At 73.9% G+C, this 24,833-nt stretch carries 22 protein-coding genes and 1 pseudogene; 6 read left to right on the top strand and 17 right to left on the bottom strand.

Features of this window, described 5'->3' with window-relative positions; translation table 11 throughout:
- Nucleotides 1–118: 118 nt before the first annotated feature.
- From G011_RS0105135 to G011_RS0105150, 4 genes are all read right to left on the bottom strand, one after another.
- Complete coding sequence (locus G011_RS0105135; protein WP_019607556.1) at nt 119–2,293, bottom strand: cation-translocating P-type ATPase; 2,175 nt, start codon at nt 2,291–2,293, stop codon at nt 119–121.
- Nucleotides 2,294–2,296: 3 nt separating this feature from the next.
- Entirely contained in the window at nt 2,297–2,662 is a 366-nt protein-coding gene (locus G011_RS0105140) for a metalloregulator ArsR/SmtB family transcription factor (protein WP_019607557.1), read from the bottom strand.
- A 167-nt stretch (nt 2,663–2,829) separates the two neighbouring features.
- Nucleotides 2,830–3,852, bottom strand: coding sequence for a zinc-dependent alcohol dehydrogenase family protein (locus G011_RS0105145; RefSeq protein WP_019607558.1), 1,023 nt, complete (start codon nt 3,850–3,852; stop codon nt 2,830–2,832).
- A gap of 295 nt (nt 3,853–4,147) precedes the next feature.
- The gene (locus G011_RS0105150; protein WP_019607559.1) at nt 4,148–4,801 is read right to left on the bottom strand and encodes a TetR family transcriptional regulator; all 654 of its coding nucleotides are present in this window, start codon (nt 4,799–4,801) and stop codon (nt 4,148–4,150) included.
- A 274-nt stretch (nt 4,802–5,075) separates the two neighbouring features.
- Here G011_RS0105150 and G011_RS0105155 point away from each other — a divergent pair, with 274 nt between their 5' ends.
- Nucleotides 5,076–6,614 carry an MFS transporter gene (locus G011_RS0105155; protein WP_026338036.1) on the top strand — a complete coding sequence of 513 codons (1,539 nt, stop codon included), beginning with the start codon at nt 5,076–5,078 and terminating at the stop codon, nt 6,612–6,614.
- Nucleotides 6,615–6,858: 244 nt separating this feature from the next.
- Here G011_RS0105155 and G011_RS0105160 read toward each other — a convergent pair whose 3' ends face one another.
- From G011_RS0105160 to G011_RS0105175, 4 genes are all read right to left on the bottom strand, one after another.
- Nucleotides 6,859–7,458, bottom strand: a complete 600-nt coding sequence (locus G011_RS0105160; RefSeq protein ID WP_026338037.1) for a hypothetical protein — start codon at nt 7,456–7,458, stop codon at nt 6,859–6,861.
- A gap of 122 nt (nt 7,459–7,580) precedes the next feature.
- Nucleotides 7,581–8,237 (bottom strand): GyrI-like domain-containing protein, encoded by a 657-nt coding sequence (locus G011_RS0105165; RefSeq protein ID WP_026338038.1) that lies wholly within the window; start codon nt 8,235–8,237, stop codon nt 7,581–7,583.
- A complete protein-coding gene (locus G011_RS0105170; RefSeq protein WP_019607563.1) occupies nt 8,203–8,763 on the bottom strand; it encodes a PadR family transcriptional regulator in 561 nt (186 codons plus the stop codon). The genes G011_RS0105165 and G011_RS0105170 overlap by 35 nt, the downstream gene beginning before the upstream one ends.
- 151 nt (nt 8,764–8,914) lie before the next feature.
- Nucleotides 8,915–9,220, bottom strand: a complete 306-nt coding sequence (locus G011_RS0105175) for a hypothetical protein (protein WP_019607564.1) — start codon at nt 9,218–9,220, stop codon at nt 8,915–8,917.
- 399 nt (nt 9,221–9,619) lie between these two features.
- On the opposite strand from G011_RS0105175, the gene G011_RS0105180 reads away from it, so the two are divergent.
- Nucleotides 9,620–10,459 (top strand): SDR family oxidoreductase, encoded by an 840-nt coding sequence (locus G011_RS0105180; protein WP_019607565.1) that lies wholly within the window; start codon nt 9,620–9,622, stop codon nt 10,457–10,459.
- A 565-nt stretch (nt 10,460–11,024) separates the two neighbouring features.
- Here the strand turns inward: G011_RS0105180 and G011_RS32010 are convergent.
- Together G011_RS32010 and G011_RS0105190 are read right to left on the bottom strand one after the other, a co-directional pair.
- The gene (locus G011_RS32010) at nt 11,025–11,294 is read right to left on the bottom strand and encodes a hypothetical protein (protein ID WP_019607566.1); all 270 of its coding nucleotides are present in this window, start codon (nt 11,292–11,294) and stop codon (nt 11,025–11,027) included.
- A gap of 316 nt (nt 11,295–11,610) precedes the next feature.
- Entirely contained in the window at nt 11,611–12,207 is a 597-nt protein-coding gene (locus G011_RS0105190) for a helix-turn-helix transcriptional regulator (RefSeq protein ID WP_231391379.1), read from the bottom strand.
- 88 nt (nt 12,208–12,295) lie between these two features.
- Between G011_RS0105190 and G011_RS0105195 the strand changes: the two genes are divergently transcribed.
- The gene (locus tag G011_RS0105195) at nt 12,296–13,507 is read left to right on the top strand and encodes an MFS transporter (protein WP_019607568.1); all 1,212 of its coding nucleotides are present in this window, start codon (nt 12,296–12,298) and stop codon (nt 13,505–13,507) included.
- A gap of 302 nt (nt 13,508–13,809) precedes the next feature.
- Complete coding sequence (locus G011_RS0105200; protein WP_019607569.1) at nt 13,810–15,276, top strand: PepSY domain-containing protein; 1,467 nt, start codon at nt 13,810–13,812, stop codon at nt 15,274–15,276.
- Nucleotides 15,277–15,381: 105 nt separating this feature from the next.
- Here the strand turns inward: G011_RS0105200 and G011_RS0105205 are convergent, their stop codons facing one another.
- The 6 genes and pseudogenes from G011_RS0105205 to G011_RS32765 all read right to left on the bottom strand — a co-directional run.
- Nucleotides 15,382–15,948 carry a copper chaperone PCu(A)C gene (locus G011_RS0105205; RefSeq protein ID WP_026338040.1) on the bottom strand — a complete coding sequence of 189 codons (567 nt, stop codon included), beginning with the start codon at nt 15,946–15,948 and terminating at the stop codon, nt 15,382–15,384.
- A 105-nt stretch (nt 15,949–16,053) separates the two neighbouring features.
- Entirely contained in the window at nt 16,054–17,313 is a 1,260-nt protein-coding gene (locus G011_RS0105210) for a Dyp-type peroxidase (protein ID WP_019607571.1), read from the bottom strand.
- Nucleotides 17,310–17,939 carry an SCO family protein gene (locus G011_RS0105215; RefSeq protein WP_019607572.1) on the bottom strand — a complete coding sequence of 210 codons (630 nt, stop codon included), beginning with the start codon at nt 17,937–17,939 and terminating at the stop codon, nt 17,310–17,312. The genes G011_RS0105210 and G011_RS0105215 overlap by 4 nt, the downstream gene beginning before the upstream one ends.
- A gap of 475 nt (nt 17,940–18,414) precedes the next feature.
- Nucleotides 18,415–19,008, bottom strand: a complete 594-nt coding sequence (locus tag G011_RS0105220; protein WP_026338042.1) for a hypothetical protein — start codon at nt 19,006–19,008, stop codon at nt 18,415–18,417.
- Nucleotides 19,009–19,243: 235 nt separating this feature from the next.
- The gene (locus tag G011_RS0105225; protein ID WP_019607574.1) at nt 19,244–19,594 is read right to left on the bottom strand and encodes a ribosomal protein L7/L12; all 351 of its coding nucleotides are present in this window, start codon (nt 19,592–19,594) and stop codon (nt 19,244–19,246) included.
- Between the two features lie 157 nt (nt 19,595–19,751).
- Nucleotides 19,752–20,237, bottom strand: a pseudogene (locus tag G011_RS32765) (DUF4303 domain-containing protein); the annotation flags it as partial.
- A gap of 476 nt (nt 20,238–20,713) precedes the next feature.
- Here G011_RS32765 and G011_RS0105230 point away from each other — a divergent pair.
- Nucleotides 20,714–21,892, top strand: coding sequence for a phosphatidylserine decarboxylase (locus G011_RS0105230; RefSeq protein ID WP_019607575.1), 1,179 nt, complete (start codon nt 20,714–20,716; stop codon nt 21,890–21,892).
- Nucleotides 21,893–22,350: 458 nt separating this feature from the next.
- Entirely contained in the window at nt 22,351–23,493 is a 1,143-nt protein-coding gene (locus G011_RS29535; RefSeq protein WP_019607576.1) for a serine hydrolase, read from the top strand.
- A gap of 218 nt (nt 23,494–23,711) precedes the next feature.
- Here the strand turns inward: G011_RS29535 and G011_RS0105240 are convergent, their stop codons facing one another.
- On the bottom strand, nt 23,712–24,575 hold the full coding sequence (locus G011_RS0105240) for a SigB/SigF/SigG family RNA polymerase sigma factor (protein WP_019607577.1): 864 nt from the start codon (nt 24,573–24,575) through the stop codon (nt 23,712–23,714).
- Nucleotides 24,576–24,833 lie beyond the last annotated feature (258 nt).

A 24,833-nucleotide genomic window follows, 5' to 3' on the forward strand; every position in this document is an offset into this window, starting at 1 on the left:
CCATGATCCCGCCGACCGGGTCACCGATGCCACCGCCGACAGCGACACCGCGTAGGGCGCGACGGGCAGCAGCGCCGCCAGGAGGGTGGGCAGTAGGAAACCGGTGTGACGGCGGCGCTCACGTGTGCTCCGGTGTCCGCGCGGCGTCCGCGTCCGAGGAGACGGAAGGGGAGACAGTGACCGGGGCGCGGCGCCCGGCGCGCACTCCGTTGGCGATGACCAGGACCTCGGCCAGCTCGTGGATGAGGATGACCGCCGCCAGCCCCAGAACCCCGAACGCCGACAGAGGGATGAGGACCAGCAGGATCGCCCCCGACAACAGCAGGCTCTGGAGCATGATCCGCCGGGCCCGGCGGGCGTGGGCCAGGGCCCGGGGCAGCGCCCGCAGGTCCTCGCCCATGAGGGCGACGTCGGCGGTCTCGATCGCGACGTCGGTGCCCATGGCGCCCATGGCCACCCCGGTGTCGGCGGTGGCCAGGGCGGGGGCGTCGTTGACGCCGTCGCCGACCATCGCCACCGGCCCGTGGCGGCGCAGAGCGCTGACCAGGGCCGACTTGTCCTCGGGACGCAGGTCGGCGTGGACCTCGTCAATGCCGACCCGTGCCGCCAGGGCGCGGGCGGTGCGCTCGTTGTCGCCGGTGAGCATCACGGTGCGCACGCCCATGCGGTGCAGGGCGGCGACCGCCTCGGCGGCCTCGCCACGCAGCTCGTCGCGGATCGCGACGGCGCCGACCAGACGGCCGTCGGCCTCGACCAGGACGGTGGTGGCGCCCTGCTCCTGGAGTCGGGTCACCTCCGGCGCCAGCGGCCCGGGGTCGATGTAGCCGGGCCGGCCGAGCCGCAGGGGCGTGCCGTCGGATGAGGTGCCGGTCAGGCCGTTTCCGGCCACCGCCGCCACGTCCCGGGCGGGTGCGGGGTCGGGGTGGGCGGCCAGGATCGCGGCGGCCAGCGGGTGTTCGCTGCGCGCCTCCAGCGCGGCGGCCAGGGCCAGGACCTCCTCGCGGGTGCGCCCGTGCGCGGGTGCGACGGCCACCACGGCGGGCGCGTTGCGGGTGAGGGTGCCGGTCTTGTCCAGGGCGGCCACGCGCACCGTTCCGAAGGACTCCAGGGCGGCCCCGCCCTTGACCAGCACGCCCGACCGGCTCGCCGAGCCGATCGCGGCGACCACGGTGACGGGGACGGCGATGGCGAAGGCGCACGGGGAGGCGGCCACCAGCACCACCAGGGCGCGCTCGACCCACACCCCCGGGTCGCCGAACAGGGAACCGGCGACGGCGATCAGGGCCGCGGCGACGAGGATGCCGGGCACCAGGGGCCGGGCGATCCCGGCGGCCAGGCGCTGGGCGGCGCCCCTGCGCGCCTGCTCGCGTTCGACGATGTGCACGACGCGGGACAGGGAGTTGTCGGCCACCCGGGCGCTGGCCTCGACCTCCAGGGCGCCGCCGCCGTTGACGGTCCCGGCGAACACCTCGGTCCCCTCGACGGCCTCGACGGGGACGGACTCACCGGTGACGGTGGAGGTGTCCACGGTGGAGCGGCCCGCGCGGACGACGCCGTCGGTGGCGATGCGCTCGCCGGGCCGGACCAGGAGCAGGTCCCCGACGTCGAGTTCGGCGGGGTCCACGGTGGTCTCGCGGCCCTCGCGCAGCACGGTGGCCCGGGGCGGGACCAGGTCGAGCAGGGCGCGCAGGCCGTGGCGGGCGCGGGCCACGGCGTGGTCCTCCAGGGCCTCGGCCAGGGAGAACAGGAAGGCGAGCATCGCGGCCTCGCCCACCTCGCCGAGCAGGACGGCTCCGGCCATGGCCACGGTCATCAGCGTGCCCACGCCCAGCCTTCCACGGACCAGGGCGCGCAGGGCGCCGGGGACGAAGGTCCACCCGCCCGCCGCGATCGCCCCCGCGAACAGCACGGTCGCCAGGACCGAAACCGGCGCGAGCCACTCGCCGACCAGTCCGGACAGCCACAGGACACCGGCCAGTCCCGCCCACCGGACGGTGGCCGAGTCCCACCACGCACTCGGGTTCTCCTCCGGTCCCGGGGCGCCGGCGCCGCAGGTGGGGTCGCCGCAGCCGTCGGCGTCGGCCGTCTCACCGGCGCCAACACCGGCGTGACCGCCGTCGGAGGCACTGCCGGCGGCGACCGGGCGGGGGCGCCCGCGGGCGTCGCCGCCCGAGCAGCAGGAGCAGGCGACCGAGGCGGGGGCCCGGGACGCGGGCGCGGGTGTCGGGTTCGGCGTCGGGCGGTCCCGGCGGGGCTCGGGCGCCCCGTCGCCGCCGCAGCACAGGTCGGACACGGTTCAGCCCTCTCCCACGGCCGGTTCGGGGTCGGGCAGCAGCAGGGCCAGCAGGGTGTGCCCCGCGTCGGTGAGGCGGTACATGACGAGCTTGCCCTCGCGCCGGGAGGCGGCCAGACCGGCGGTGCGCAGTTGGCGCACGTGGTGGGAGACGAGGTTCTGCGAGGCGGAGCAGACCCAGGCCAGGTCGCATACGCACAGTTCGTCGCCGACCGCCAGCGCGCGGGCGATGCGCAGCCGGGTGGGGTCGGCCAGGGCCCGGGCCCGGTCGGCGGCGGGCCGGACGTCATCGTCGGCGGGCACGCGGGCGCGGACCGCCTCGGCCTGGGGCAGGTCGAGGCAGAGGAGTTCACAGGAGTCGGAGGACATACCAACAAACTAACGCCCGTTGATATGTTGGGGCAACGGGAGGCCCCGGTCCGATCCGGCGCGCCCCGGCCCACGACGGGGCTCCCCACCCCGAGGCGGGCCCTCGTGCGGGACGGGGCACGGCGCCCGGAACGGGGAGCGTGTCCCACCGGTGGGGAGCGCACGTGTCAGAGGGTGAGCAGCACCTTGGTCGCGCGGCGCTCGTCCATCGCCTTGTACCCCTCGGCCGCCTCCCCGAGCGGAAGGGTCAGGTCGAAGACGGCCCCCGGGTCGATCTGGTCGGTCATGATGAGGTCGACCAACTCGGGCAGGAAGCGGCGCACGGGCGCGGGCCCGCCGAGCAGGCTCACGGTGGCGAAGAACAGCTCCATGCCGTCCAGTTCGACCCCGTGCGAGACGCCGACGTAGCCGACGTGCCCGCCGGGGCGCGTGGAGTGGATGGCCTGGGTCATGGACTCCTGGGTGCCGACCGCCTCGATCGTGGAATGCGCCCCGTAGCCGCCGGTCAGCTCCTTGACCCTGGCGACCCCGGCCTCGCCGCGCTCCTCGACGACGTCGGTGGCGCCGAACCGCCGGGCGAGCGCCTGCCGGTCGGCGTGGCGCGACATCGCGATGATCCGCTCCGCGCCCAGGCGCCTGGCCGCCAGGACGCCCAGCAGGCCCACGGCGCCGTCCCCGACCACCGCGACCGTCCTGCCGGGCCCGGCCTCGGCGGCGACGGCGGCGAACCAGCCGGTGCCCAGCACGTCGGAGGCGGCCAGAAGGCTGCGCGCCTGCGCCTCGGTGGGCTGGCCGGGCACCTTCACCAGGGTGCCGTCGGCCAGCGGGACGCGGGCGTACTCGGCCTGGGTGCCGATCCCGCCCATCATGACCTGGTGGACGCAGCGGGACTGATAACCGGCCCGGCAGATCTCGCAGGTGTTGTCGGAGGCCACGAAGGAGCCGACGACGAAGTCGCCCACCTCGATGTCCCTGACCTCGGGACCGGTCTGCTCGACGACGCCGATGTACTCGTGGCCCATCCGCGCGGGCCCGTGCACCTCCTCGACCCCCCGGTAGGGCCACAGGTCGGAGCCGCAGACGCAGGTCGCGGTGACGCGGACGACCGCGTCGGTCGGTTCGATGATCGCGGGGTCCTCGACGTCCTCGACGCGGACGTCTCCGGGCCCGTGCATGACGACGGCGCGCATGAATGCCCCCTGGGTTCTCGTCTTGTCGGTCCTTTCCACGACACCACCGTTCGCGCGTGGGCGGCGGACCCGCCTGACGGAGGTGTCGCGGGGACTCCCTCGTTCCCTGGCCCCGGCTTACCGCGGTCACTATGCACAACCGAGCCGACGTGCGGGAATTCCTCGCCTCACGGCGCGCCGAGGCCAGCCCGGAACGGGTCGCCGACGGCACCGCCGCCGGCCGGTCGGCGTCCACGGGCCGTCGGGGCTCCCGCCGCCCGCGCTCCGTCCGGCCCCCCGCGGCGGACGGACGCGTCTACTCGCCGGACCGCGCCCCGGACCCGGTGACGGGGGCGAGCCAGAGGCCGGTGAGGGCGTCGGTCAGTCCGACGGCGGCCCGGTGCCAGGACTCCCTGGGGGTGTCGGCTCCCTCGGCCAGGGCGCGCTCGCGCTCGGCGATCATGTGCACCATGAGATGGCGCGCCATGTCCTGGCGTTCCCTGCGGACCTCGGTCGGCAGGTCGGGAAGGCACCTGAGCAGTTCCTCCCCCACCCGGACCAGGGAGGGGGAGTTGAGGGCCTCACCGGCCACGGTCGCACGGTAGGCGGGGTCGCTGACGGCCTGGGCGCTGAACCTCCCGTACCAACTGGGTGTGCCCAGGTCGGCGAGGTGCTGGGCCAGGGGTTCCACCATGCAGGCGATCCAGTCCCTCACCCGGTCGGACCCGTCGGACCTCAGCACCATGCGCAGACGCAGTTCCTCGATCTGATCGTTGTGCCTGCGCACGATCGCGCGGATCAGCCCCTCCCTGGAGCCGAAGTGGTAGCTGACCGCGGTGTTGTTCCCCTGCCCCGCCTCCTGGCTGATCTGCCGGTTGGAGACACCGGCCAGTCCGTGCTCGGCGAAGAGCCGCTCCGCCGCCGCCAGGATCGTCTCCCGCGTAGCGGCGACCCGGTCCGACCTCGTCACCCTGCCATTCACAGGGACCACCGTACCGATCCCGGGTTCCGGCCGCCCACCGGCTCCGGCCGCTCCGGGATCCGGTCCCGCCCCCGGCACCGTGCGCGTCCGGCACGGGCGCTCCCCGCCGGAACGCGGACTCCGCCGAACGTGCCGCCCACTGTGTCCCTCCTCACCTCCGCGCCCGGCAGCGGGCGCCGTCGGGGTACGTACTGTTAGCGTAAGTCATGCGCCTGACTTAAAAGTGGGCGCTTTCGTACGTCCGGAAACGGGGACCCACTCCATGACCCATGCCCCTGGCGGGGCGGCGGCGCCCGGTGACGCCGCTCCTCCCCCACGGCCGAACGTGATCGTCGCCGTCCTGGCCTTCGGCGGGATCGTCGTCTCGCTCATGCAGACCCTGGTCATCCCGCTCGTGCCCGTCCTGCCCGACCTGCTGGGCGCCACGCCCGGGGACACCGCGTGGGCGATCACCGCCACGCTGCTCGCGGCCGCGGTCGCCACCCCGACGGTCGGCCGCCTGGGCGACATGTACGGCAAGCGCCGCATGCTGCTGTTCAGCCTCGCCGTCCTCGTGGCCGGCTCGGTGCTGTGCGCCCTGGCCCACAGCCTGGTGCCGATGGTCGTCGGCCGCGCCCTCCAGGGCCTGGCGGCCGGGGTCATCCCCCTGGGCATCAGCATCATGCGCGACGTGCTGCCCCCCGAACGGCTCGGCGGGGCGACCGCGCTGATGAGCGCCTCGCTCGGGGTGGGCGGCGCGCTCGGGCTGCCCGCCGCCGCGCTCGTGGTGCAGGAGGCGGACTGGCACGTGCTGTTCTGGGTCGCCGCCGGGCTCGCGACCGGGGCCGCCGTGCTGGTGCGCACCCTGGTCCCCGCGTCCGGGGTGCGCGCGGGCGGCAGGTTCGACCTGCCCGGGTCGGCGGGCCTGTCCGTGGCGCTGCTCCTGCTGCTGCTCGCGGTCTCCAAGGGCTCGGACTGGGGCTGGGGCAGCGGTGTCCCCGCCGCCATGCTCGCGGCCGCGGTCGCGGTGCTCCTGGTGTGGAGCTGGTGGGAGCTGCGTACGCCGCACCCGCTGGTCGACCTGCGCGTCAGCGCGCGGCGCCAGGTTCTGCTCACCAACACCGCGTCCCTGGTGTTCGGCTTCTCCATGTTCGCCATGTCCCTGGTCGTCCCGCAGCTGCTCCAGATGCCCGAGGTCACCGGCTACGGCTTCGGACAGACGATCCTGGTCGCGGGTCTGGTGATGGCGCCCAACGGGCTGGTGATGATGGCGATGTCCCCGGTCTCGGCGCGTATCTCCCGGGCGAGGGGGCCCAAGACGACCCTGATGGTCGGCGCTCTGCTGGTCGCGCTCGGCTACGGCCTGAGCCTGGTGTTCATGTCCGCCCTCTGGCAGCTCGTGATCGCCTCCACCGTCATCGGCGCGGGCGTGGGCCTGGCCTACGGGGCCATGCCCGCCCTGGTCATGGCGGCCGTGCCCCGGACCGAGACGGCGGCGGCCAACAGCCTCAACACCTTGATGCGCTCCATCGGCACCTCCGTGGCCAGCGCCGTCGCGGGCGTGGTCATCGCCAACGTGACCATGACCGCGGGCGCGGAGGTCCTCCCCGCCCGGGAGGCCTTCACGCTGCTCCTGGGCCTGGGCGCCCTCGCCGCGCTCGCCGCCTTCGCCGTCGCAGCCTTCCTGCCCGGGCGGGACAGGCCGGCCGACCTCGACCGGCCCGAACCCCCGCCCGCGGCCCCCGACCAGCGCGCGGACCCCTCGGAGGACGACGGGGCCGGACGCGACCAGGCGCGGGAGCACCCGAGCGGGCTCCGCTGAAGCCGAGCGTCAGACGTCCGCGGACTCCCCCGGGGCGCGGGAGCCGGTGCGCCCCGTCAGCCCGCTCCGCGGGCGGCACCGCGGCGGTGGTGCTCCTGGCCGGTGGAGGGAGCGGTCGTGTTCGCGGGCGCACGGCAGGGCGCTCCGGGTCACCGGCTCGTACCGTCCCCGCGCCGACGGGGCCGGTCCCGGTGTGGGACGCGGCCCCGTGGGCACCCCCGCCGGGGACGGGCCCGGCCGCCGGTCAGCTGAAGAAACCGGCCACGCCCCTTCCCGCCGCGGCGGCGGTCCGGCACCAGTCCATGCAGGTCTCGGCGGCGCTCAGGACGGCGGGGTCGAGTGCGGCCCGTCCCTCGTCGGTGGCGGCCTCCCACTGTTCGAGGGCCTTGCGGCACTCGGTGAGGCTCCACTCGCCGTAGCCCGGCAACTCTTCGGGCGCCGGGATCGGCGAGGGGGCGCCGCCGAAGCTGAACTCCTCGACGCCGACCGCGGTCACGCCCAGTGCGTTCAGGCCCGCGTCGACCGTCTCCAGCCACCCGTACCTCATCGGGGAGAAGTCGTTGTTGAACAGGGCGCGGCCGTGGAACTCGCAGACCCACTTGTAGGCGTAGCCGTACATGGTGCCGTGCCGGTCGTCGAAGGGCCCTCCCTCGATGACCGCGCGGATCGCGTCGCGGATGGTGGGGCCGCCCGCGTCGACGACGTGGTCGAACTGGGAGTCGAAGTGGGCCAGGTGCTGCCTGAACCGGCCGCCGATCATGCGGCGCAGCTTGTCGTCCCTCGACCCGACGGAGCCGTGCAGGACGTCGAGGTCGACCACATAGGTCGTCAGCGCGTAACTCATGGCGGGACACTATCGGCGGCCGAGGACAACGGGACGCGCACGGGACCCGCCCCGACCGGGAGGAGGGGGTCCCCGGAACGCGGTGGCGGGCCGCCCCGGACACCGGGGGCGGGCGGCGCCGCTCACCCCTCCGAGGCGGCGGGCCCGGCCCCGCTCCCGGAGACGGCGGCGACCGGCTGCCGCAGGATGGTGCGCAGCCTGTCCGGCGCGGCCCTGCGGAAGTCGCTGAGGTAGATCTCGTGGTGCCTGCCGACCATGCGCAGCCCGTTGTCGGGGACGAACTCGTGGTGCATCCGCCGGAGGACGTCGGCCTCGTCGTCGAAGGATCCGACGTGCAGCGTCTGCACGCAGAGGCCCTCGGACAGCGTCTCCATGCGGACGTCGCCGAGGCGCGCGGGGCTGTTCTTCGCGGCGACCTGCTCCACGGCGGCGGCGAACATGTCCTGGTCGGTCCAGTCCGGGACCATGATCATCATCGTCCAGGCCCACCGCGACTTGTCGCGCGCCGCCGTGAAGGCGTCCATGTCCTCGGCCCACCACAGGCCCTCCAGGGGCATGACCACGTAGTCGCGCCCGAGGTCGCGCTTACTGGCGAACTTGAGCTTGTAGGCCACCGGGTAGAGCGCTTCGACCGCCTCGGTGAAGGCCGGCGAGGTGTTGGGGTCACCGTGGCCGTCGACCATGAGGTAGCGCAGGTCCGGCACCCGGGTGATCCGGAACCGGTCCCGTCGCGCCCGGTAGGCGTCAAGGGTTCTCTTGAAATCGGTCTTGTCCGCCATCGGGCACCTGGACTCGGCTGGCGAGCCACGACCTTTCCGCCTCCAGGAGGCTCAGTGAGTACGAGAACACCTCGCGCGCCGCGAGCGCGGAGGGCGCCTGCGCCCGCTCGGCCTCCCGGACCGCGGCGATGCGCTCGCACACCCCGGCCAGCCGGTCGCGCAGCGCCTCGGCGTACTCGCGTTCGGAGAGCAGGGGCAGGTTGGCGACGCCTACCAGTAGCGGGTGCGCCACCGGCCGCGGCTGTCGGATGAGGTCGAGCGCGCCGTCGCGCGCCGCCCGCCTTCCGGTGTCGGTGGCGTGGAACACCCGGCGCGACTTCGCGGCGGCGGGGGCCCGCGGGACGTGGACCAGGCCCCGCTTCTCCAGTTTGGCGAGCAGGTAGTAGATCGAGGAGAAGCCGATGTCCGTCCACTGGCGGACGCCGCGCAGCCCGATGGCCTGTTCCAGGTCGTAGCCGTGCCGGGGGCGCTCGATGACCAGGCCCAGGACGGTGAGTTCGGCGGGTGTCAGCTCCACACGCCGCATTCTAGTACTAGAATAGAACGCCGGAGAAGCCCCCTCCGAAGAGTTCTCCTCTCCGCGGGACGTGTGGCGGACCTCCGGCCGCCGAGTGGGGACGGGACCGCGCCCTCCGCGCGACGGAAGCACCCGCGCGGAGGGACGCGGAAGAGCCCCCTCAGCGGCTGTTCGCCTCGCGCACCCAGAGGTGCGTCAGAAGGCGGTCACCGTGGCGGCGCCTGCGGTTGCCGGCTTTGACGTACTGCTGCCACTCCGCGGTGCATCCGCGCCTGTGGCACCCGGAACAGCATCCGTGGCCCATCGGCACCGAATCGGGGTGCGCCCACCGGCACCGCGTGTCGGGCGTCGCACGCGTCGGCTCCGGCGGCAGGTCGCAGGGGCCGTGGCTGTGGTCGTGCAGCGCCACCGCTCCGTGTTCGCGCTGGCGCACCCACAGCGGTTTGGTCTTGTCCGTACGGGACATCTCGTTCCTTCCGGAACCCGCCGCCCTCTCCCGGACCCTCCGGGCGGGCGGCTAGGTCAACGTCCCCATCACGACCACCTCCTCGTACGGCGTTCACGGAACGGACCACACACCCTAGGACATCCGGACCCGCGGCGACAGTCCGGTCCCGGAGGCCGGTCCCAGGACGTGCGCTGACCGGTGGTCACGTCCGTGGACGCGCCGCCCAAGCGTGCCGCGGAGAGTCCCGCGACGATCCGGGCGGGGGCGTTCGCTCCGGCGCCGCCGCGGTCCGGGACCCGGGCCGCGGGGAGGCGCCCGCGCGCGGGGCCCGGTTCTCACCGGGAGCGCCGCGCCCCTCCCCGCCACCGGCGCGCACGGAACGTAGCCTTGTGGTGACTTCGTCTACGGGAGGACCTCGTGCCCCAGCCGTCACAGCAGCAGACCCCGCCCGGTCGCACCGACGCCATGGACCCCAGACCCGACCACGGCGAGGAGTCCTACCGGGGGTCGGGGCGGCTCGAAGGGAAGGCGGCCGTCATCACCGGCGCCGACAGCGGCATCGGGCGGGCGGTGGCCATCGCCTTCGCCCGCGAGGGCGCCGACGTGCTCATCGGCTACCTGGACGAGCACGACGACGCGCGGGAGACCAAGCGCTGGGTGCGCGAGGCGGGCCGCAGAGCCGTCCTGGCCCCCGGGAACCTGGCGGACCCGGCCCAGTGCCGGGCCCTCGTCGCGAAGGCGGTGGAGGAGTTCGGCCGGGTGGACGTCCTGGTCAGCAACGCCGCCTTCCAGATGACCCACGAGACGCTGGAGGAGATCCCCGACGAGGAGTGGGACCACACCCTGGCCACCAACCTCAGCGCGTTCTTCCACCTCGCCAAGGCCGCCGTGCCGCACATGCGGCCCGGCTCCTCGATCATCGCGAGCACGTCGGTCAACTCCGACTCCCCGCCGCCCACCCTGCTGCCCTACAACGCCACCAAGGCGGGCATCGCCAACATGGCCGCCACGCTGGCCCAGATGCTGGCGCCCCAGGGCATCCGGGCCAACTCCGTGGCGCCGGGGCCGATCTGGACCCCGCTGATCCCCTCGACCATGCCGCCCGAGCAGGTGGAGGGCTTCGGCTCCCAGGTACCGATGGGCCGCGCCGGGCAGCCGTCGGAGCTGGCTCCGGTGTACGTGATGCTGGCGTCGGACGAGTCCAGTTACGTCTCCGGCGCCCGCGTCGCGGTCACCGGCGGCAAACCGGTCCTGTGACGGGGGCGGCCGTGGACTGGTACCCGCTGAGGGTGAGCGCCCCGGCTCGACAGCTGGTGTTCGGCGGCCACGCCATCGCCCGCCACCTGGGCCGGGAGGGGCTGCCCGACTGGGCGGTCGCGGAGACCTGGGAGGTCAGCGACGTCGACGGGAACGGCAGCACGGTACTCGACGGGCCCCTCGCGGGCCGGTCCCTGCGCGAGCTCGTCGCGCGGTGGCCGGAGGGGTTGGTGGGCGAGGGCTGGTCCGGGGAGGTCTTCCCGGTGCTGACCAAGTTCATCGACGCCTCCGGGACGCTGCCGGTGCACCTGCACGCCGACGACGCCACCGCCCGGCGGCTGGAGGGACAGCCCAACGGCAAGACCGAGGCCTGGCACATCCTCGACGCGCCTCCCGGCGCCACCGCGCTGTGCGGGGTCAGGAGCGGGGTGTCCGGGGAACGGCTCCACCGGGCACTGCTCGACCAGGACTTCGACGCCGTGCTGCGCCGCCTGCCGGTGCGGCCCGGCGAGACGGTCTACGTCCCGGGCGGCACCGTGCACAGTTTCGGCCCCCGGACCCTGGTCTACGAGATCGAGCAGACCTCCGACGTCCAGCAGCACGCGATGCGCTGGGAGATGGAGGACGGCTCACCGGTCCCGGACGAGCGGTGGCGCGCGAACCTGGAGGCGCTGATGGCCCAGGTCCGGCCGGAGCACAGGCCCGACTTCCACCCGGGGCTGAGGATCGGGGTCGGCGACGGCGTGGAGCGGGTGTTCTGCTGCGCCGGACCGCACTTCGCGCTCGAACGCTGGCACGCGGGCACCGCCGAGCCCCTGCGCCACACGTTCGCCACCGCGCAGGTCCTCACCAACGTCGGGGCGCCCGTCCGGGTGCGCTGCGGCGACTGGCGCGGTGAGTTGGGCCGGGCCCGGACGCTGCTGCTGCCCGCCGCGTTGGGCGGGGTGGAGATCGCGGGCCCGGCCGACGTGCTGTTCGGCTACCTGCCCGACCTGGACCGCGATGTGGTCGCCCCCCCTGGCCGCCGCCGGTTACTCACGCGAGGTCATCGCCTTCCTCGGCGAGGGCCTGTGAGTCGACCGTCCCTGCCCCGCCGTCGCGGTGGGGGCCGGTCCTCCCGGTCGGCCCCACCGCGACGGCGGCGCCACCCGTCAGCCGCCGGTGCGGGGGACCGTCACCACCCACAGGAAGTCGACCGCGTCCGAGGCGGCCTCGAACGTGTGCCCGGAGCCGCTCGCGATCCGCGCCGACTCGGCCTCGCCCACCGACAGGTCGCCCGAAGCCGACCGGACGCGGAGGCGGCCCCGCAGCACGTGCGCCATGGAGTCGGAGGCGTCCGCCGCCGGGGCCGCCCGGTAGCCGTCGTCCCCGGCGATGTGCCACTTCCACAGCTCGACCGACACCTGGGGCGTCTCCGTCGCCTTGAGGAGGTAGGCCCAGCTCCCGTTCGGGGTCGACCAGACCTCGACCCCGTCGGGCGAGGGGTCCGGAAGCAGTCCGACGAGCGCCGGGAACGTCGTCCCGAGCGCGGCGGCGATCCGGTCCACCGTCGCGAGGCTGGGGTTGGCCTGGCCGAGTTCGATCTGGGTGAGCATGCGCCGACTGACCCCGCTGAGCTCGGCGAGCCCCGTGACGCTCAGTCCCGCCTCCGACCGCAGGGAGCGGATACGCCTGCCCACGAGGACGGCCACCTCGGGTCGTATCCGCTCGGCCACGCGTCCTCGCTCAGCAGTTCCGTCGACGGTCACACCAGTGAGCACTATACTGCCCATCGTCTGCCCTGTTCGTCCTCGGGCCGACCCCCACGGCGTGCGAACGCGAGGATGCGAGGCCCTGATGGCACGGACCCAGGCGAGGCCGCCCGAGCGGGACACCGGCGCGTCGCGCTCCCGGCTCGACGTCGTGCGCTGGCAGGTCGGGTACGGGATGTTCGGCGTGCCCCAGGCCGCCGCCCCCATCGCCTTCGCCCTGCTCGCCCTCCCCATCACCGGCACGGCCGAGTCCGGCGCGGCCCTGGTCTTCGCCATGACGGCCGCGCAGGTGCTCGGCGCCGTCCCCGTGTCCCGTCTGGGCCGCCGGTTCAACGGCGTCCACTACCTGCGCGCACTCATCGCCGTCCGAACGCTCGCGCTCGCCGCCGTCACCGTGCTGGCGGCGGTGCAGGCCCCCTTCGGGCTGCTCCTGGTCGCGGTCACCGCGGCGGGGGCCGTCAACGGCGCCGCGTACGGCTACCAGCGGCTCCTGCTCAACCACCTCGTGGAACCGTCCGGGCTCCCCCGCGCGCTGGGCGTGGCCGCGACGCTGAACGAGGTCGGCTTCGCACTGTCCCCCGTGCTCGCCTCGGTGCTCGGCGCCGTCTCGCCCGTCTGGGCCATGGCGGCGGTCACCGCGCTGGGCGTGGGCCCGCTGCTCCTGACTCCGCGCGTGCCCGGGGCCCGCGGGCCTGAGGTGAGCGGGGCGCCCCGCGTACGGACGCCGGTACCCCGCGCGGTGTTCCTGTGGCTGTTCTGCGCGACCGCGAGCTCGGGGGCGGTCGCGGCCGTCGAGGTCGGAGCGGTCTCCTTCGCGCTGTCCTTCGGGCTCGAACCGGGCTGGGCCTTCCTGTTCGCCCTCGTGCTGTGCGCGGGTTCGGTCGCGGGCGGGGTCTGGGTGAGCGTGCGCAACCGCACGCCCGCCCCCTGGCAGGTCGTCGCCTTCCTCGCGGCGACCACCGCGGGATCCGGGCTGGTCCTGGTCGGCGGCCACCTCTCCCTGACGCTCGCCGGCGCGGCCGCCATCGGGCTCTTCCTGCCGATGCTGGGCACGTTCTACTCGCTCGCCCTGGACGGGCTCGCGCCGCCCGACCGCCGCGCGGAGATGTTCGCGCTCCTGCGCACGGCGAGCTCGCTCGGCGTCATCGCCGTGAGCGGCCTGCTCGCCCTCCTCGGTCTGCGGGCCGCCCTCGTCGGCAGCTTCGCGCTCCTGCTGGTAGCGGCCTGCCTCGCGGCGGCGCACCACGCGCGCTCCCGCGGCGCCGCGGCCCCGCAGGCCGCGCGCGACGGAGTGTGAGGCCACCGCCGCCGGACCCGGAGCGACCGGCTTCCCCCTCCTGATCCCCGGCAGCCGACCCCTGACGGTACGGGGCGGCCGTACGTCCCGCGCCGCGCCCCGGCGGCGCGTGCGTCCCACGGCCACCGGGGGCACGGCGGTCCGTACGCGGCTCCGGGGAAATCGCCCCCCACCGGGAACTCCCCCGTCCTCCGGGACGACCCGAACAGGAGGAGACCATCACGATCGGCGCGCCCCGCACCGACCGGGGGGCACCGCGGTGCCACCGCAACGGTCGCGCCAGCCAGGAGGAGAGCGGCCCCATGGGACAGGAAGACAGCGCACCCCCGCAGGGCGGGACGCGCGCGGAGCCCGGACGGCGCGGCACCTGGGCGGCGCTGCGCCCCCTGGTGCTGCGCCTGCACTTCTACGCGGGGGTCCTCGTCGCCCCCTTCGTCCTGGTCGCCGCCGTGTCGGGACTGCTGTACGTGTGGACGCCCCAGATCGAACAGGCGGTCTACGCCGGGCAGCTTCGGGTGGAGCCCTCCGGCGAACCGATCCCGCTCCACGCACAGGTGCGCGTCGCCCAGGAGGAGCTGCCGGGAGCCGAACTCGACGCGGTGCGACCGGCCACCGGCGCGGAGGACTCCACCCGGGTGCTGTTCGACGTGCCGGGGCTGGAGGCCAGCCACAGGACGACGGTGTTCGTCGACCCCTACGGCGGCGAGGTGCTCGGGGTGATGGAGACCTACGGCACCAGCGGCGCCCTCCCGGCCCGCACGTGGGTCGACACCCTGCACCGCAGCCTGCACCTGGGCGACGTCGGACGCCTGTACAGCGAGCTGGCGGCGAGCTGGATGTGGGTGGTCGCCCTGGGCGGTGTCGCCCTGTGGGTCGCGCGCAACCGGCGCCCGCGCGGCGGCCTCCGCCGTCTGCTGCTGCCCGGCGCGGGCACCGCCGGGGGACGGTCCAGGTCGGTCTCGCTGCACGGAGCCGCCGGTCTGTGGCTCCTGGTGGGCCTGCTGTTCCTGTCGGTGACGGGGATGACGTGGTCGCAGTACGCGGGGGCCAACATCAGCGACCTGCGCGAGCGGCTGGACTGGAGCACCCCCGCGGTGTCCACGGAGGCGCCGGTGGCCTCGCCCGGGGTGGACGCGGGAGTGGACGCCGTCCTGGCCAGTGCGCGCGAGGCGGGCCTGGACGGCCCCGTCGAGGTGGCCCTGCCCGAGGACCACGCCTCCCCCTACGTGGTGAGCCAGATCGACCGCGGTTGGCCGACGCGGGTGGACTCGGCCGCCGTCGCCCCGGACACCGCCGAGGTCACCGACGTGGTCCGCTTCGCCGACTACCCGCTCATGGCCAAGCTGAGCCGGTGGGGGATCGACGCCCACATGGGCGTGCTGTTCGGCGTGCCGAACCAGCTGGTGCTGTCCGCCCTGGCCGCGGGGCTGATCGCCGTCATCGTGCTGGGCTACCGCATGTGGTGGCAGCGGCGCCCCACCCGGTCCCGAGTCCTGGGCGTGGGACGCCCCTACCCGCGCGGCTCCTTCACGGCCCTGTCCCCGCTGTCCAGGGTCGCGGTGGTGGCGGTCCTGGCCCTGGTCGGCTGGGCGGCCCCGCTGCTGGGCGCCTCGCTGCTGGTGTTCCTGGCCGTGGACGCCGTTCTCGGGTGGCGGGCCCGGTCGGGGGCTCCGGGGGGTTCCGCTCCGGGCGGTCGGGCCCCGGGCACCGGCGGGCCGGCCGCGCCCGGATCCGCGGGCGCGCCCGCGTCCGGGGCGCGGAGCCTGTGACGGAGGGCCGCGGGCGCGCCTGACCCGTGGGCCAAGGGGCTGAGGCACCGAGGGGCTGGTCACCGCGCCGGGCGGCGGCCAGCCCCTCGGGCCGGAGCGGCGGGTTCAATGGTGGTGCTCGTGTCCGGAGCCGCTTTCCTCCTGCTCCGCGGTCATCGGCTCCACCGGGACGGTGACCTCCAGCTCCTCCTCGCTGGCGAAGGAGAGGGTGACGGTGACCTCGTCCCCGACGGCCGGGGCCTCGGGCAGGTCGTTGACCATGACGTGGTAGCCGCCCTCGACCAGGGTGGTCGCTCCCCCGGCCGGAACCGGGATCTCCTCCACGACCCGCATGCGCGCGGCCCCGGAGTCGGTGGTCTCGGTACTGCACAGGTCGGCGTCGTCGGAGGCGTCGGTGGACACCCCCGTGACGGCGTCGTCCGACTCCCCCGAGTTGGACACGCGCAGGTAGACCACCCCCACCTCCGGGTTGGCCGGTTCGGGCATCCATGCCTCCGACACCAGCAGGTGCCCGGCCTCGGCCCGGCCCCGCTCACTCGCGGAAGCGGCGGAGGCCGTCTCCCCGGAGGCGCCCTGTCCGCCCCCGCACGCGGTGACGCACAGCAGCACCCCCAGGGCGGCCGGTGCGGCGCGGCGTGCGATACGTCGCCTGTCAGCCTGTGTACGCGGCATGGTCCTCACTCGCCTCTTCTCCCCCACGTCCGGTCGGGCCCCGCGCTGCCGGGCCCGACCGTGATGTCGTCGCGGGAACCGCTCCGGTTCCCGAACCCCCCGGTCTCACAGCAGGGTGTGCGCCACACGGGGCTCCCCCTCCCGCACCGGCGGCACAGCGAACAGGGCGCTGCCCTCGTGTCTGACGTAGGCGCCGAGCGCGTCCCCGCCCTCGTCGAGGTTGCGCTGCACCGCCGTGAACCCGGTACGCGGATCGGCCTGCCAGGCGGTGAAGAGCAGGCCCGCCTGCCTGCGGCCGTCGGCGTCCCAGCCCAGGTCGTAGCTGAAGCCCCGGCGCAGCATCCGCGCTCCCAGCGTGCTCTCGGGGCTGGCGAGCCTGATGTGGGCGTCACGGGCGATGACCGGCTCCCCCGCGCCGTCCCTGGCCGACAGGTCGGGCCGGTCGTGCTCGCGGTCCCCGCCCAGGGGCGCGCCGTCGGACAGGCGGCGTCCGATGACGTCCTCGCGCCGTCGGGTCCCCAGGGCGAACCAGTCGTCCAGCAGCATGCGGATGCGCCGCACGACCACGTAGGACCCCCCGTCCATCCAGGCCAGTGACGGCTCGGTGTGGGAGGCCAGGACCTGGGTGGCGAACAGGGCGTCGTCGGGGCGCGGGTTGACCGTCCCGTCGATCTGGCCCATGAGGTTGCGCGGTGTGGCGGCGGGGTCGGCGGCGGCCGCGGCCGACCGCTGGAAGGCGGACAGCGACCAGCGGACCCTGGCCCGGCCCCGGGCCGCGCGCAGCAGGTGGTCGACCGCGGAGCTGAGGACCAGGGGGTCCTCGGCTCCCACGTGCAGCATGAGATCGCCGCCGCACCAGGCGGGGTCGAGGCGGTCGGAGTCGAAGTCGGGCAGGTCCTCCATGTGCGGCGGACGCCGGTCGGCCAGCCCCGCGCGCTCCAGCAGGGAGGGACCCAGCCCGAGGGTGACCCCCAGCGAGGCGGGGTGCAGCCCCTGGGAGGGCGCCCCCTCCCCGAGGGCGGCCGGGCCCCGTTCGTGCAGGGAACGGGCCTCACGGCTCCAGGTGCCGAGGAGCTCGCGCGCCGCCCCGCGCACGTCCGCCGCGTCTTGGGCGTTCACGTCCACGGCCACCACCCGCACGTGCGCGGGCGTGGGCGTCAGCAGCGCGGGAGGGCGTCCCTCCCGCGAGCCGGTCCTGGAGCGGGCGGGGTCCAGGGCGGGGGCGTCCCGTTCCTCCGCGCCCGCGGCGGCGGAGGCGTACCCCGTCAGCCCTCCGGCGCCGATTCCGGCGATCCCCGCCGCCCCCGCCGCGGTGAGCAGACCGCGCCTGGAGAAACGGGGCGGTTCGTGCGCGTCCCCCGTCACAGCAGCGCACCCCGGAGTTCGGGCAGGAGTGCGGCGATCTGGTCCGCCTCGGTGCCCTCGTCGAACATGCCCGCCGCCCTGCCGTCGGGGAGCAGGACGACGATCCGGCCTCCGTGCGAGACCAGGTACTCGCCCTCGCTCTCCTGGGGCGCCTCGACCGGGATGCCGTAGTCCGCGGCGGCGTCCACCGTGGCGTCGATGTCCCCGCGCACCCCCTGGAAGGCCGGGTCGAAGCGGTCCAGCCACGAGCGCAGCTGTTCGTCGGTGTCGCGCCCGGGGTCGGTGCTGACCATGACGACGTCGTAGTCCCCGGCCTCCTCCCCCGCCTGGTCCAGGGCCAGGTTGATCTCGGCCATGGTCATCGGGCACACGTCCGGGCAGCTGGTGTAGCCGAAGAAGAGCAGGGTGAGGCGGTCGTCGGCGACGTCGGCGAAGGTCCAGGGTTCGCCCTCGACCGTGGCCAGCCGGACGGTGGAGGCGGCCATCGGCTCGTCGGACAGGTCCAGGAAGTACTCGGTCTCGGCCAGGGTCTCGGCCGGGTCCGCGGCGCAGGAGGTGACCAGGGCCAGTGAGGCCGCCGCGGCCAGCGCGCCGCGCACCGTGCGGGAGAGGGGCGATCGGGTCATCGTGTGTCTCCGTAAGTCGTTGGACGGCCTGGAAGGGCCGGATGTGGCTGATGTGGCTCTGCTCGGGTGGATCCGCAGGAGTGACCGTCCCTCCCCCGCACGGCTCCCCGGCCTCGCGGGCCGGGCGGCCGTACCGGGCACGGGCTGCGGGTCGCGGCGCACGCGCGCCGCACAGGGCGCACGGGAGCCCCGCGCCGTGGGCGCGTGGGGCCGTGCGCAGCGCGCGAGGCGGCGCGGGATCCGCCCGGGCGTGCCGGGGACGGCGGATCACCGGGGCCGGATCACCGGGGCCGGGTCACCGGGGCCCGGGCGTGCCGGTCGGCGGACGCCCTCGAAGGGCGACGCGAAGCGGCCCGGGCACGGGAGAGGACCGCGGCCGGGGGCGCGGCGGAAGGTCACGGCGCGCACGACGGCTCCGCGCGCCGGGAGCGGGCCCGGCACGGGTGGTGCGACGGCCCGGAAAGGCGCTGGAGGCTCAGGCGGCGCCGAGCGGGGAGGGCGGGCCCCGCAGGACCCGGGTGTGGCGCAGGTAGGGAAGGACCGACGGCGGGCGCTCGTCGTTCCACCGCCCGGGGCCGCCCGCCCGGACCGGCGGCACAGGCCCCCAGCCCAGGACCAGCAGGAGCGGGAGAAGGGTGAGCGCCATGAAGCGCAGGAACGCGAAGAGCGCGTTCTCCCCCCGGTGCAGCCACCACGCGCTGACCAGGGCGGCCAGCACGTGGACGGCGATCATCTGCCACCCCGACAGGGCGGAGTGGGTGACCGCGTCAGCGGAGTGGGCGCCGTGCGCGCTCTGGTCCCGCCCCGTGTTCTGGGTGTAGCTGAAGGCCACGTGGAGGGCGAGCTGTCCCCACAGCATCCAGCCGACGAGCATCACCGGGCCGTAGCGGCGTCCGGCGGCGGCCCAGGACACACCGAGGACGGCCGCGCAGCCCAACAGGAGACTCGCGAGGGGGACGTCGTGGCCGGAGCCGAGGGCGTGGCCGTGCGCGGACACGCTCGCGCACACCAGGGTGAACACCCCGGCGCGCAACGGACGGCACGGCTGGCTCTCTGACATCTCCCGCATATCGTCTCACCCCCGTCACGCACCGCCGGAGCGGGACGGCCTTGGCCCTCCGGAGGACGGCGTGCGGCGGCGGACACGGCGCGGCCGCACCGGCGCCACGGGCCCCGGACCCGTCACGGCGAACAGGCCCGGCGGGGGCGGGACTGCCCAGCGGCGCTGCCGGGCCCGGCACGTCCTCGACGCAACCGCACCGTGCGGGGTCGGCGGGCGGGGCGGCGCACCTGCGCCGCCGGGTTCAGCGGTCGAGGCAGTCGACGAAGCGGGAGGCTTCGGCCTCGGTCATCCCGGTCTCGCGGGAGACCGTCGTGACGGCGTCGGCCGCACGGTCCTGGGCGAGCAGCTCCCGGGCCCGGTCGGCGAGGCTCTGACCGGGCGTGGGCTCGACCGGGATCCAGTGGCCCTGTTCGACGGCGTCGACGACGTGCTTGGCCTCGGCCAGTCCCGCGCCGGTGCGCTCGCGCACGAGCTTGATGGCCTCGATCTTGCGGTCCGCCCGCACGAGGGCCTGCGCCTCGTCGACCGTGCCCTGGTCGATCGGCCTTCTCATGGGCTCGGGGCCGAGGAGACGTTCGAAGAAACCGGCCATGGTCGGTGCTGCCTTCCCAGGAGTGCGGAACGGGGCGTCCGCCCCGGCCCCAGCCGTGGTCGGCGTCCGGGTGGGGGAAGTGTCGACGGATCTCGGGGGCGGTGAGCGTGCGCGGCACGAGTTCCTCCCCCTCGTCCAGGGCGACCACGACGAGGCCGTCGGGCGCGGTCCGCTCACGGCGCAGCGTCGCGGCCACCCCGCGGCAGGCCCGCGCGACGACGTCGGTGTAGCGGTCGTGGACCCGCTCCCAGTGCTCCTCGTCGCACTCCTCGCCCTCCTCGGGGCCGCCGTCCCAGGCCCCGTCGCCGGAGGCGGCCTCGGTCAGGGCCCTGCTCCAGGCCAAGAAGGCCCCGGGGTCGGACCAGTCCGCGTCGAAGTGCTGGTGGGGCCAGTCCGCGGGGTCCCAGCGCAGGTCCCGCTCCGGGCTCGGCGGGTGTTCCCGCTGCCGCCGGTCGGCGGCCAGGTGCTCCTCGAACCACTCCTCGGTGGCGGCGGCGAAGACGGGAAGCATGATCCGGCCGCAGGTCTCGGCGTAGAACAGGTACACCGCCACCGCGTAGACGCGACCGCCCCGCGCCAGGCAGGAGCGCGCGAAGCCCTCCAGTTCCGTGGTGAGGTCGGCTTCGAATCCGTCCCAGTCCATGTCCACGGCGGACCACCTCCGGGGGACGACCCTAGCCCCCCGTCAGACCGGACGGCGCGGTCCCGTCCGTGGTCACCGTGGTGGGGGCGCGGCGCGCAGCCCGGTGAGCAGGGCGCGTTCAGCGCGTACCGCGCCGACCGGCGCGGAACCTCCCGGCGCGGACATGCGGGAAACCCGGACGGAGCCCAGCCGAAAGCACACGGACAAATCCCTCGCACCGCCGCCCCAAAAAGGAAGAGCGATCACCAATCCTGCCGTGGAAAAAGCAGAAAGGCACCCCGGGGTTACGGCCCCGCGAACCTCGGGAATCCTCGATGTCGCGCATACGCACCGCATCGCGGGCGGGGTCGGCCCTTCGAAGGGGAGCCGCGCCCGTTCCACCGTTTTCCACATCCGGCGGAAACGCGCCCAACGGTTGATCGCCGACCATCGCGCCGAAGCCGAGCAAGCCCGGCAGACGCGACAGAGGGGGAACATTGCCGCAGGACCAGATCCAGGACATCGACGAATTCGTCGCACTGATCGAGAGCTGGTACAGGGAGGATTTCGGGGGCTTCGCCACCATGTACGACGCCGCGATCAGGCACGTGCGGCCGGTCCCCGAAGACGCACCGGAGGAGGTCCGCCACGACTGGCGCGGAAGGACGATCAACGACCTGTGCGACTTCTTCCGCGAGTGGGAGAGGTGGCGGCCGGGTGTCTCCAACGGGCTGGACTACATCGAGAAGTTCAGCTGGATCAGCTACGAGAACGACCACGGCATGGTCTTCCTCACCTCCGGCCCCGGATGCCGGATGACCGCGCTCTTCACGGAGTTGCAGGGGCGCTACATGGACTCCGAGGCATCCCTGGACCTGGCGGACGAGTGGATGCGGGAACTCGGGCCGCGGATGGACGACTACGTCGTCCCGGCCGGCGGCTACAGGAACTTCAACGAGTTCTTCGTCCGCGGGGTCAAACGGGGAAAGCGGCCGGTCGACGCGCCCGGTGACGGGTCCGTGGTGGTCGCTCCGGCCGACTGCGTCATCAACATGATCGTCGGCGAACTGACCGAGGAGACGCGGATCCCGGTCAAGACGGTCACCATGAACGTCAGGCAGCTGCTCGACGGATCCGACTACGCCAGCAGGTTCGTCGGCGGCACGGCGGTGTCCTGCTTCCTGCTGCCCAAGTCGTACCACCGGTACCACTCCCCCGTCGCGGGACGCGTGGTGGAATCACGCGACGACGTCGGCGGAGTCTACTACGGAATGCGCAATTTCCCCGAGATGCTCAACAAGGGCAACATCGTATACGGGTACGACTACAGCATGTTCGAGCATTTCCGCCGGGGCTATCTCGTCATCGCCACGGGCGGGAACGGCAACGGTCTCGTCGGAATGGTCCCCGTCGGCCTGAACTCGATCGCCTCCGTCGAGTTCAGGCAGAAATTCGCCAAGGTGACTCGCGAGGACCCCGTCGACGTGGACAAGGGGGAGGAGATCGGGTGTTTCAAGTACGGCGGTTCGCTGAACATCCTCCTGTTCGAGAAGGGCAGGTTCCCCGCGCTCCAACTCCTCCAGGGGCAGCGCATCGGGAACTTCGAGGACCCGGAGACGTCGCCGGCGTTCTTCACCGGCTCCTGGCGCACGCCCTCCCGGCGCCTCGGGTTCTGACCGCGCCCACCGGCCCGGCCGTCCCGCGCCGACGGCACGGGGCGGCCACGGCGGAGCCGGGAGGGGCGGGAGGGGCGGGAGGAACGGTCCCCCGTCGCGCACCGCCTCGCGCGGGATCGCCGGGGACGGGCGACCGTAGCGTTAGATTTCCAGCCATTGCAACGCACCGGGTGGAGTTCGTTGCATTAGATTCCAAACCATTGCAACAATTTCCCGGCATTCACCTGCACACACGGGGATCCCGCATGGAATTTCCATTGCCACGACCATGAACGCAACGTAGCTTTTCCATCATCAGAAACAGCGGGCCGCGCCAGCTCCGCCTCTGAGGAAGGAAAAGCGCCGAACGCCCTCGGGGACGACGGCGCCACCGAACCCGACCTCCGCGACACCACCCCCGGCGGCACCCCCTCTCCCCGCACCCCGACCGCGTCACCGCTTCGAAGGAGCACACCACCATGTCCCTCACCCCCACCGAGCAGGACCGCCCGGAACTGCACGAGACCATGCGGGAGATCGTCGACTCCGGTTTCGTCGGGATGCAGCTGCGCGTGTACGACGAGCACGGCGAGTGGGTCGGCAGCGCCGGGGCGCGCAGGCTGGGCGAGCCGGAGCGGCCGCCGGTCGAGGGGCACTTCCGGATCGGCAGCGCCACCAAGAACTTCGTCGCGACCACGGTGCTCATGCTGGTGGCCGAGGGCAGGGTCGGGCTGGAGGATCAGGTGGCCGAGCACCTGTCCGAGTTCGGGCTGGACCGGCGGATCACGGTGCGGATGCTGCTCCAGCACACCAGCGGGATCTTCAACCACACCGGCGAGCTCTACGAGGACGGGACGTTCGCGCCGGGGGTCGCCTGGGCGGGCCGGGAGTGGGTGGAGGACCGGTTCCGGACCTACCCGCCGCAGGAGCTGGTGAGGCTGGCGCTGTCCAAGCCGTCCCGGTTCGAGCCGGGGACGGACTGGAGCTACGCCAACACCAACTACGTACTGGCCAGGCTGCTGATCGAACGGGTGACCGGCCGCTCGCTCGCCGAGGAGATGCACCGGCTGTTCCTGGGGCCGCTGGGGATGACCGGCACCGTGGTGCCGACCACCGGGACGGAGGTCCCCGAGCCGCACGCCCACGCCTACTACCGGTACGAGGAGGACGGCGGGGAGAAGACGGTGGACGTCACCCGGCAGAACCCCTCCTGGATCTCCAGCGGCGGCGACATGATCTCGACCACCCGGGACCTGCGGACGTACTTCTCCGCGCTGATGGGCGGCAGGCTCCTGCCGACCGAGCTGTTGGCCGAGATGCGCACGCCGGAGGAGAAGGTCGGCTACGGCCTGGGGGTGTTCGTCCAGGAGACGGCCGACGGCACCCTCTTCCACCACAACGGCGGTATCGCGGGCTCAGCGGCGCTGATGTACGCCACGGCCGACGGCGGCAGGATCCTGACCGCCTCGCTGACCTATGTGGACGACGCTGAGCTGTCCCTGGCGCGGACGTTCCAGGAGACGACGCGGAGGCTCGTCGAGGAGGTGTTCGGCGGCGTGCGGACCGAGGCGGAGGACGAGGCGGCCGAGCAGGACGCCGGGGCGGCGCAGCCGACGGGCTGAGCGCCTCGGACCCGCGACCGCTGAGGGCGGCCTCCCCGCGGCGCCGCACCGGCCAGAAGGCGGACCGGGCCGTGCCGGGCCCGTCGGGTCCGGCACGGCCCGGTCGAACGCCTCTCGGGCTTCCGCAGCCCGCCGCACCCGCCGCAGGGCCGGACCGGGATCGTTCCGCTGTCCGGAGGGCGGCCCCCGTGGCGCCCTCCGGACGGCGGGCGGGGTCCTCAGCCCCGGGCGGGACCGCGCTCGCCGACTTCCTCGCGCAGCTGCTCCAGGGTGTTCTTCAGCAGCCGGGAGACGTGCATCTGGGAGTAACCCATGCGGTCGGCGATCTCGGTCTGGGTGTGGTCGCCGAAGAAGCGCAGCTTGAGGATCTCGCGCTCGCGCTCGGGCAGGCGGGCCAGGGCGGGCTTGAGCGACTCGCGCTGCACGACCCGCTCCAGGCCCTCGTCCTCCCTGCCCAGGTGGTCCTCCAGGCGGGAGCCCTCCTGGCCGTCGGAGTCGGAGGAGTCGGGGGCGTCCAGCGAGAGGGAGCGGTAGGACTCCGATGCCTGGACGAGCTCGACGACCTCCTCCTCGTCCAGCCCCATCTCCTTGGCGATCTCGGCGTTGGTGGGGACGCGCGCGTGGGTCTGCTGGAAGGTGTTGAGCACCTGGCGCAGCTTGATCCGGTTCTCCTGGTGACGCCTGGGGACGCGGATGGCCCAGGTGTGGTCGCGGAAGTGCCGCTTGATCTCACCGGTGACCGTGGGCATGAGGTAGGAGATGAAGGGCTTGCCCCGGTCGGGCCGGTAGCCGCGGATGGCCTTGACCAGGCCGACCATGGCGGTCTGCTTGAGGTCCTCCAGCGGCTCGCCGCGGCCGTTGTAGCGGCGGGCGAGCTTGTTGACCAGCGGCTGGTAGCGGACCACGACCTCCTCGCGCAGCCTGACCGCGCGCGGGTCGTCGCCGTCCAGGCCGTGGAGTTCGGCGAGGAGTTCCTCGACCGGGATCTCCTCTCCCGGGGAGGTCGTGCGCCTCCCGGGGATGAGGGTCGTGTGGTCGGTGTCGGTCTGCGACACGGTGTCCTGGTTCAGCGTGGTGGACAAGAGGAAACCCCCGGTGCTCTGGTCCTGCGTGCTCCTGTCTGTCTGCCTCGGCAGACACCGGTGCGCTGACCCGCTGGCGACCGCGGTTCGGGTGCCGCGGCCCGGCGGGCGGCGCCGGTGCGACCACTACTGTTCCCACAGAAACGACTTCAAAAGCCGCAGAGCGAATTTTTTGTTGTCACACGACAAATAACCACGTCAGAGCCCCTCTGCCAACCCGAACGGGGTGTGTGCGAGACCGCCGCGCCCGCGGGTCGC

It is taken from the genome of Nocardiopsis sp. CNS-639 (assembly GCF_000381685.1).
Taxonomy (GTDB): Bacteria; Actinomycetota; Actinomycetes; order Streptosporangiales; family Streptosporangiaceae; genus Nocardiopsis; species Nocardiopsis dassonvillei.

Excerpts from the sequence above, each read along its gene's own strand:
- G011_RS0105140 (WP_019607557.1), bottom strand. The coding sequence starts at position 2,662 with ATGTCCTCCGACTCCTGTGAACTCCTCTGCCTCGACCTGCCCCAGGCC.
- G011_RS0105145 (WP_019607558.1), bottom strand. The coding sequence starts at position 3,852 with ATGCGCGCCGTCGTCATGCACGGGCCCGGAGACGTCCGCGTCGAGGAC.
- G011_RS0105155 (WP_026338036.1), top strand. The coding sequence starts at position 5,076 with ATGACCCATGCCCCTGGCGGGGCGGCGGCGCCCGGTGACGCCGCTCCT.
- G011_RS0105160 (WP_026338037.1), bottom strand. The coding sequence starts at position 7,458 with ATGAGTTACGCGCTGACGACCTATGTGGTCGACCTCGACGTCCTGCAC.
- G011_RS0105165 (WP_026338038.1), bottom strand. The coding sequence starts at position 8,237 with ATGGCGGACAAGACCGATTTCAAGAGAACCCTTGACGCCTACCGGGCG.
- G011_RS0105170 (WP_019607563.1), bottom strand. The coding sequence starts at position 8,763 with ATGCGGCGTGTGGAGCTGACACCCGCCGAACTCACCGTCCTGGGCCTG.
- G011_RS0105175 (WP_019607564.1), bottom strand. The coding sequence starts at position 9,220 with ATGTCCCGTACGGACAAGACCAAACCGCTGTGGGTGCGCCAGCGCGAA.
- G011_RS0105195 (WP_019607568.1), top strand. The coding sequence starts at position 12,296 with ATGGCACGGACCCAGGCGAGGCCGCCCGAGCGGGACACCGGCGCGTCG.
- G011_RS0105200 (WP_019607569.1), top strand. The coding sequence starts at position 13,810 with ATGGGACAGGAAGACAGCGCACCCCCGCAGGGCGGGACGCGCGCGGAG.
- G011_RS0105205 (WP_026338040.1), bottom strand. The coding sequence starts at position 15,948 with ATGCCGCGTACACAGGCTGACAGGCGACGTATCGCACGCCGCGCCGCA.
- G011_RS0105215 (WP_019607572.1), bottom strand. The coding sequence starts at position 17,939 with ATGACCCGATCGCCCCTCTCCCGCACGGTGCGCGGCGCGCTGGCCGCG.
- G011_RS0105220 (WP_026338042.1), bottom strand. The coding sequence starts at position 19,008 with ATGCGGGAGATGTCAGAGAGCCAGCCGTGCCGTCCGTTGCGCGCCGGG.
- G011_RS0105225 (WP_019607574.1), bottom strand. The coding sequence starts at position 19,594 with ATGGCCGGTTTCTTCGAACGTCTCCTCGGCCCCGAGCCCATGAGAAGG.
- G011_RS29535 (WP_019607576.1), top strand. The coding sequence starts at position 22,351 with ATGTCCCTCACCCCCACCGAGCAGGACCGCCCGGAACTGCACGAGACC.